The sequence below is a fragment of the Mycobacterium sp. TH-M106 genome (assembly GCF_057473765.1).
Genome location: NZ_JBYCLE010000274.1, coordinates 1 through 5906, shown reverse-complemented (window position 1 = coordinate 5906; position 5906 = coordinate 1). Strand labels below are relative to the sequence as shown.

The window sequence follows — 5906 nt, the reverse complement described above, 5'->3', positions numbered from 1 at the left end:
AACTTGCGGTACATCTCCTCGACTAGCCATTCATTCTGACCGAAGGGTGAACTGATACCGCTCACGGCAGCTACTCGCCTCGATTCCTCGTCTGTCGGCAAGCCACGCTCGTCACGTCTTGGATGTGCCCGGTGCCTCACCGGTCCTGGGCTTTGGCCTGCTTTCGCCCTTACCAGGCTAACCGTTCCTAGACACTGAGCGAAACTGAGTTTCTGCCCGGTGTGCGGTCCGAACGGTGTTGGCCGCTGGCGGTGGGTGTTCTCTGGTGGACCGGTACGCCTCGTCGTCGTGTTGGGTGTAGCGGTGAGCCAGAACGTTCACACCGTCGTGTGGTTCCCTGTGGCTGGTCAGGTCTGGCCGGTGGAGTGCCCGCACGCATCCGCTGTTGGGTGCGGGGTCCTGCTGGCCGCCGCCTGATCGGCACGCCGAGTCCACGTCTACCGATCGCGACCGCCGCACCGTGATGCACGGTGACAGCGGTCGGATCGGAAGTCTGTTGCTGCAAGGGTTTACGCCAATGCTGACGCCCCCACTTGCTGGTGTATGCCGGATCCACGCCGACGACGGCGATACCTCGGCGCGACGCCATCGAGGTCAGTCGCGACCGGAATTTGGCGGTGGGGATACCGGCGACCGTGGCGCGTAGCCGCTTCCCACGTTTGCCGCGGCCCATGGTTTCACGCCCGGTGCTGCGCGCGTCGGTGAAGTTGAGGTTTTCGGCTACGACGGCCGCACAGTGATGGTGTTGGGCCAAGTCGAGCAGTGTGGTGATTGCCGCGCGCACACGCCCGTCCCTGTGCGAGGCCGGTAAACCCGTCGTGGCGACCTCGATGGTCACCGGTTCGCCGACCGGATTACCCGACGTATCGAGCAGACAGGCGGCCAGGTGATCGGCGTTGAGATCCACCGCGAGCACCCGGTGATCGCGAAGCTGGCCGAGCTCGGGGACCGGGCCCGGGGTGGTGGTCCATGACGCGTCCAGATACCAGCGGCCCCGGTCGGGGTCGAAGGTGATGTCATAGCGCACCGCCCGACGCGCAACCACCCGGGAAAGCCATTCGTCACCGCGGTGGTTGAACGCGACCGGGGCGGCGATGTGCAGATGCGTGCCGAACCGGTCCACCAGGGCGGCAGGAACTTTGATCCGGAGATGACCTGACTCGTCGACGCGGATCGTCTCGTTACCGCCGGTCTTACCGGATTCACCGTCGGCGGTCAAAAAGATGCGGGCGGCATCCCAACGGTCCCGCCACTGCTGCTCGCTGCACTCAGCGGCGGCCAGATTCTGCCGGGTGCGCCACAACCTGTTCCCGCCCACGGTGATCGACGGCCGGCCCGCGGCCAACGCGGCGTGCGCCCCGGCCAGACGGTCACGCAGGGCCGCCAGGCGGCGGGTTTTGGAGAACCGCTCGGCCGCCGTGGCATAACCGCGCACCGTGCGTCGTGACCGTCGCCGCGGCCCACCAGCTCGATCCCGATCCGCGACGCCTACCTCACCCGGGCGCAGCGCACACCGCGATTCCAGCACGGCGATCGCGGCCCGCAAATCGGTGACCTCGGCGTCCAGGGCGCGCATCCCGAGCTGGTACTGGTCTTCGACCGCGCGGGTGATCGCACCGGCCCACCGCGACGACGCCACCGCCGTCACCGCCCGCTTACGCTCAGCGCGCCACACGGCGTGCGCCTTGCGGTCTAAACGGCCCAACGTGATCCGACACACGAGCTCGCGGCGATACACCGAACCCAAGAACTCACCGACCCCACCCAGTACTGCGATCTCGTCAACGGTCAGGTGCAGCCGGGTGCGCACACGCACGCCCGCTGGGGCGGCAGCCACCACCGGATCGCCAATCCGACGTAACGGCTTACCCACGGCCACCGCGGCCATCTCACCCATGACGCGCATCATCCACCCGGCCACCGACAAACGCTGCCGGGCCGACATCACGCTGCGCGCATCCAACCGCCTTGATCGCTCTGTTTCGCGCGCTGCGCCGACCCGCGCGCAGAACGACGTCAGCACCTCCACCATGTCGCGCACCAGGTCGTCGTCAACCTCGCCGTCGTCGAGCACCACCAACCGGCGGCCGTGCGCCGCCAGCGCAGACTCGACCAGTTCGGTGTTCATCTGCCCCAACCGGTCGCGGTGCTCCACGACAACCGCCGTCACGCGAGGATCCGCCAGCAGCCGGCGCACCTTGGCCCGCGGCCCGTTCATCCCCGACGACTCGGCCTCCACCAGCACCACCACCCCGCCCGCCTCAGCGGCCCAGCCGGTAAGCCGCGCGAGCTAGCGATCCAAGTCCGGCTTCTGATCATGCGAGCAGACCCGCGCATACAACCCGAACGCGGCAGGCGCCGACTCGGCCACCGCGTCGGGGGACACCAACACCGTCCGCTCGTTCACCCGCACCGCCGGAACCGGCAGCATCGCCTGCCGAAACCAGTCGTACGCCGTCTGCGGATGAACACCCTGAGCACGCGCCCACTCAGTCAGATTCACACCAGCACATACTCACTAGAACGTTCATACGCTCACTACCGCTCAGTAATCTGCCAACTGTTCGCAACCCCCGGCGGCTATTCCGCTAGGTGGGCCGTCTTCCGGTCCGGTGTCGCGCGGCGCCGGTAACAGATGCAGGGTCGCCGGCCAGCGGGCGGGTGCCGCGCCGAACGCCTTGCGAGCATTGCTGACGATCTTCTTGCCCATCTTGCGGTTACCCACCGCGCCGATCAGCACCCCGATACCGGCCGGCAGCAGCTTGCCGAACGCCAGTGCGCTGCGCCGCACGGTGTAGCGCCGGACGAAGTATCGCAGCAAACGAGAGTTCAACTCCGACATCCTGGACAGCGAGACCAACGGCAGTGCCCCTGCTGCCGCTGCTGCCCCCGCTGAGCCTCCTGCCAGCCACGCGCCGCGGGTACGGCCGGGGCCGAGCAGGTCGGCCACCACACGCTTGGCGTCCCTGTTGTCGGGGCCGACCAGCACGGCCAGCACCACGGCGCGGCGCTGCTCTCGGTCGTCGGCGGGGATGCCGTGCACCTCCGCGACAGCCAGCACAAACGCTGCGGTCGCCTCGAGAAACACCGCGGTCTCCCCGGCGATCGCCGACAGCGCAGCCAGTGTGCCGATGGCGGGCAACACCGCCCAACAACCCACCGCTGCGCCGCTGACGGTCACCGCGGCCAGGTAGCGTTTCTCCAGTTTCGCGACGACGCTGGCGGGGTCAGCACCTGGGCGGGCGTCGCGCAACCGCTGCACGTAGGCCCGCACCGCGGGCCGCTGCACCCGGCCGCTGCGCTCGATGACGCGCGACAGAATCCGGGCCGCTGCGCCGGGCTTTTGGTCGTCTGTCGACGGCGGCGCATTCCGAGTGGGCTCGCATTGCCGGGTGCCCATGGCCACCCTCCGTCCTGATTCGTCCTGGTCGGGTGCGTTCAGAGTTTCACGCTATAGCGCCCCAACCGGCCGGTGAGCTGCCGACGGCAAATGTCCTCGACGTCGGAGTTGTCTGGAGTTGTCCGTGACAGATTCTGTCCGTAGCGTCACACGAGGTGGGATCGACACAAAGTGAGGATATGACCACCACGACGGTCCGGACGCGACGCGGTCACAGCGTGCGGCGCAATCGCTGGGCGCGGGCCCGCCCCTCGCCACCGACCAACCCGTGGAACGCGCTCTGGGCGATGATGATCGGCTTCTTCATGATCCTGCTCGACTCCACCATCGTCGCGGTCGCCAACCCCAGCATCATGACCGCACTGGACATCGGCTATGACACCGTGATCTGGGTCACCAGCGCCTACCTGCTTGCCTACGCGGTGCCGCTGCTGGTGGCTGGCCGGCTCGGTGATCGGTTCGGCCCGAAGAACCTCTACCTGATCGGCCTGGCGGTGTTCACCGTCGCCTCCCTGTGGTGCGGCCTGGCCGGCGGCATCGAGATGCTGATCGCCGCGCGCACGGTGCAGGGCATCGGAGCCGGGCTGCTCACCCCGCAGACGCTGTCGGTGATCACCAGGATCTTTCCGCCGCAGCGTCGTGGCATGGCGATGAGCGTATGGGGCACCACCGCCGGCGTCGCTACCCTGGTCGGGCCGTTGGCAGGCGGTGTGTTGGTGGGCTGGATGGGCTGGGAGTGGATCTTCTTTGTCAACGTGCCGGTCGGTGGCGTCGGTTTGGCGCTGGCGGTCTGGCTGCTACCGGATCTGCCGACCCACCCGCACAGGTTCGACCTGGTCGGCATCGTCTTGTCCGGGATGGCGGTGTTTCTCGTCGTCTTCGCCCTGCAGGAGGGTGAGTCCACCGGCTGGGCGGCGTGGATCGTGGCGACGCTGCTGGCCGGACTCGGGTTCCTGATCGCCTTTGTCTACAGTCAGGCAACCAACACCGGTGAGCCGCTGATCCCGTTGAGCATCTTCGCCGACCGCGATTTCAGCCTGGCCAGCCTAGCGGTGGCCGTCATCGGCTGCGTGGCCACCGCGATGGCGCTGCCGATCATGTTCTATGCGCAGTCGGTGTGTGGGCTCTCGCCTATACGTGCGGCGGTGCTGACAGCCCCGATGGCGATCGCCTCCGGCCTACTCGCCCCGGCGGTCGGCAAGATCATCGACCGGTCACACCCGCGGTCGGTGACAGGCTTCGGGTTCTCGGTGCTGGCGATCACGTTGACCTGGCTGGCTGTGGAGATGACCCCCGCCACCCCGATCTGGCGGTTGGTGTTGGCGTTCACCGGGGTTGGTGTCGGCAACGCGTTCATCTGGTCTCCGCTGGCCGCCGCGGCCACCCGCAACCTGCTGCCGCAGCTGGCCGGTGCGGGTTCGGGGGTCTACAACGCGACCCGCCAACTCGGCGCGGTGCTCGGCAGTGCCGGCATGGCGGCGTTCATGACGTCGCGCATCGCGGCGAACATGCCGTCGCTGCCCGGCGGCGGGCCGTCCCACGGCAACGCACCGGGGGCGGCGCTGCAGCTACCCGAGCTGCTGCGCGAGCCGTTTTCGGCGGCGATGTCGGAATCGACGCTGGGGACCGCGTTCATCGCGTTGTTCGGCGTGGTTGCGGCGCTGTTCATGGTTGGAATGGTGAAATCGTCAGCCCGACAGCCGCGCTGGGAACTGGCCGGTGCGGCCGGAGACACACCCGGCCCGATCGACGACATCGACGACGCTGCCGGCTACACCGGCGCTCACCACGCCGACGGCGCCGACGCTCCGACGGAGCTGCTCCCCATCGCCTCCGAAGATCACGCCGGCGATGACCGGCAAATCTGGTATCCCCCTCCAGCCGAGATCGGCGCGTCCCGGCAGTACGACGAGTCCGATACCGAGCCGCTGGTCGCTCGCGTCGTGCTGCGGCGGCCTCCCAGCGCCGGCGCTGATAGCTAGACACGCTAGCGCGACTAGCTTCACGGTGGTACGGTTCCGCTATGCCCATCGAGAAAGTCAGCAGCACTGAGGCCAAGAATCAGCTCAACCGTCTCCTGGCGGACGTCAAGGCCGGCAACTCGTTCATCATCACCAACCACGGCGAACCCGTGGCGCAGCTGACGCCGATCGCCGCGGTACCGCGCCGTTTCGGTCAATTACCAAATCTGTTGGTGCCCAGCGATTTCGACGACGCTCTCCCAGACGATGAACTCGCGGCGTGGGAAGGCGACAAGGGGTGAATATCCTTCTTGATACCCACACGCTGCTGTGGCTCGTCAGTGATCCTTCTCAGCTGGCTGCGCCAGTACTCACGGTCTTATCCAGCCCCGATACGAATCTGTGGGTAACGGCCGCCTCGGCGTGGGAGATTTCGATCAAGACCCGCCTCGGACGTCTCGATGGGGAAGCATTGTTGTCGGCGTGGACGGACATCCTTGCCGACATGAGCACCTCGGAGTTGCCCATCGAATCGCCGGACGCGA

At 67.4% G+C, this 5906-nt stretch carries 5 protein-coding genes and 1 pseudogene; 3 read left to right on the top strand and 3 right to left on the bottom strand.

Going from position 1 to position 5906, the window contains the following annotated elements; all coding sequences use genetic code 11:
* Positions 1-187: 187 nt before the first annotated feature.
* The 3 genes and pseudogenes from AC2VOP_RS09490 to AC2VOP_RS09480 all read right to left on the bottom strand — a co-directional run bounded on the left by AC2VOP_RS09490 (position 188) and on the right by AC2VOP_RS09480 (position 3400).
* Positions 188-1897, bottom strand: coding sequence for a nuclease/transposase family protein (locus AC2VOP_RS09490; RefSeq protein WP_486960714.1), 1710 nt, complete (start codon positions 1895-1897; stop codon positions 188-190).
* Positions 1890-2503: pseudogene (locus AC2VOP_RS09485) on the bottom strand (IS607 family transposase). The gene AC2VOP_RS09490 and the pseudogene AC2VOP_RS09485 overlap by 8 nt, the downstream one beginning before the upstream one ends.
* A 42-nt stretch (positions 2504-2545) precedes the next feature.
* On the bottom strand, positions 2546-3400 hold the full coding sequence (locus tag AC2VOP_RS09480) for a hypothetical protein (RefSeq protein WP_486960713.1): 855 nt from the start codon (positions 3398-3400) through the stop codon (positions 2546-2548).
* 179 nt (positions 3401-3579) lie between these two features.
* Between AC2VOP_RS09480 and AC2VOP_RS09475 the strand changes: the two genes are divergently transcribed.
* The 3 genes from AC2VOP_RS09475 to AC2VOP_RS09465 form a co-directional block, all read left to right on the top strand.
* Complete coding sequence (locus tag AC2VOP_RS09475; protein ID WP_486960712.1) at positions 3580-5382, top strand: DHA2 family efflux MFS transporter permease subunit; 1803 nt, start codon at positions 3580-3582, stop codon at positions 5380-5382.
* 41 nt (positions 5383-5423) lie between these two features.
* Positions 5424-5663 (top strand): type II toxin-antitoxin system Phd/YefM family antitoxin, encoded by a 240-nt coding sequence (locus tag AC2VOP_RS09470; protein ID WP_486960711.1) that lies wholly within the window; start codon positions 5424-5426, stop codon positions 5661-5663.
* A partial coding sequence (locus AC2VOP_RS09465) for a type II toxin-antitoxin system VapC family toxin (RefSeq protein ID WP_486960710.1) occupies positions 5660-5906 on the top strand: 247 nt, incomplete at its 3' end. The genes AC2VOP_RS09470 and AC2VOP_RS09465, both read left to right, overlap by 4 nt.